1 protein-coding gene and 2 pseudogenes are annotated in these 1,277 nt (G+C 22.7%); 1 reads left to right on the forward strand and 2 read right to left on the reverse strand.

Annotation, left to right across the window (positions count from 1 at the left end):
- Both BLO14_RS06200 and BLO14_RS05865 read right to left on the reverse strand, forming a co-directional pair.
- Positions 1–309 (reverse strand): annotated as a pseudogene (locus BLO14_RS06200) (RNA-guided endonuclease TnpB family protein); the annotation flags it as partial.
- Positions 310–697: 388 nt separating this feature from the next.
- Positions 698–991, reverse strand: a complete 294-nt coding sequence (locus tag BLO14_RS05865) for a DUF5425 family lipoprotein (protein WP_091974012.1) — start codon at positions 989–991, stop codon at positions 698–700.
- 212 nt (positions 992–1,203) lie between these two features.
- Between BLO14_RS05865 and BLO14_RS06255 the strand changes: the two are divergent.
- Positions 1,204–1,277: pseudogene (locus BLO14_RS06255) on the forward strand (transposase); the annotation flags it as partial.

Raw genomic sequence — 1,277 nt, forward strand, 5'->3', positions numbered from 1 at the left:
CTTTTTTGCATACCTTTAATTGACAATTTTTCTATTACTATATTTTTATAATTAACTATAAAATAATAAGTATTTATGTAAAAAAGTATTTTCTTTGATTTAAAATTTTCTTATGTAGTTTAGCAACCCTTAATTATGTATACAGAACTTTACAAATCCTATTTTAGATGGATTTGAATAATCATTTTATATTCTTATTGGGCTTTATTGATTATCAGTTCCAAAAGTTTGCCTGTTTTTATTACTTTTATATTTGGAAAATCCTTGCTCTCTATTTCCCTTTTTAACTTCTATAAAGAGTAGAGAATATATTCTGATACCAACCACAAAAAAAAATATTTTTCAAAAGTATTTGAATGTGTAACATTTTGTATAAAAAAAATTTTAAGTGATAATAATCTTAAGCTATATTATTACTTATAGTCCTATTATTTTATACCACTTGTACTTAGTACATATGTCATATAAGCTAACTTTCAATAATCAGCACATACATTCTATTAGTTGTTAATAGTAGTTACTAAATATAGACATAAATACTGAGCTTAAATTTTCTATTTATCAAGTAATCACAAAGAATACTCCACCTATAATTTCTATGAAATTTAGGTGGAGTATTCTTTGTTAATCTTTGTTAAAAGCTTTTACAATTAGACTGTAAACGAACCATTATTTCGCTTTTTTTTGACAAAATTAATCATTTTGTCATGCAATATGAATGGGTTTTACTATAGGAATTTGAAACATTAGATACTCTAGAATGATAAGAATTACTTCTGTTATTATTTACATCTAATTTAATTTGAGAATTTTCAACTACATAATCTTTTTTACTTATACATTTACGATCAAAATCATCCTTATGCTTCTCTTCTAAATTGAAAATATCATCCATTTTGCTTTGATCGTTGTTTCCCGGCAAATCACAACCTAATACTAAAAAGAAGGTTGATATTATAGATAATAATGAAATAATAAATTTCTTACTCATAAGTCAATTCTCCTAGATTTTAACAATCAAAAGTTAACTTACAAAAACCACAAAGCAATATAAGAAAACACAATTAAATAGTTAAGCAGAAAGCTTTATTGTGGGTGAATACGGCTAATTTTATCTTTTTATGTTCGAAATTATTCCATATTTATATTTAATCTTAATCACTTTAACGATATAAATTATATTATAAATTAATAATTTTTTAAATATCTTATTATTTTGTAGCTAATTATAAAATTATAGTAATAGAAAAATTGTCAATTAAAGGTATGCAAAAAAG

The organism is Borreliella japonica, assembly GCF_900099615.1.
In the GTDB taxonomy this organism is placed as follows: domain Bacteria; phylum Spirochaetota; class Spirochaetia; order Borreliales; family Borreliaceae; genus Borreliella; species Borreliella japonica.

Bases quoted from the DNA above. Each gene is read 5' to 3' on its own strand.
- BLO14_RS05865 (WP_091974012.1), bottom strand. From the start codon at position 991: ATGAGTAAGAAATTTATTATTTCATTATTATCTATAATATCAACCTTC.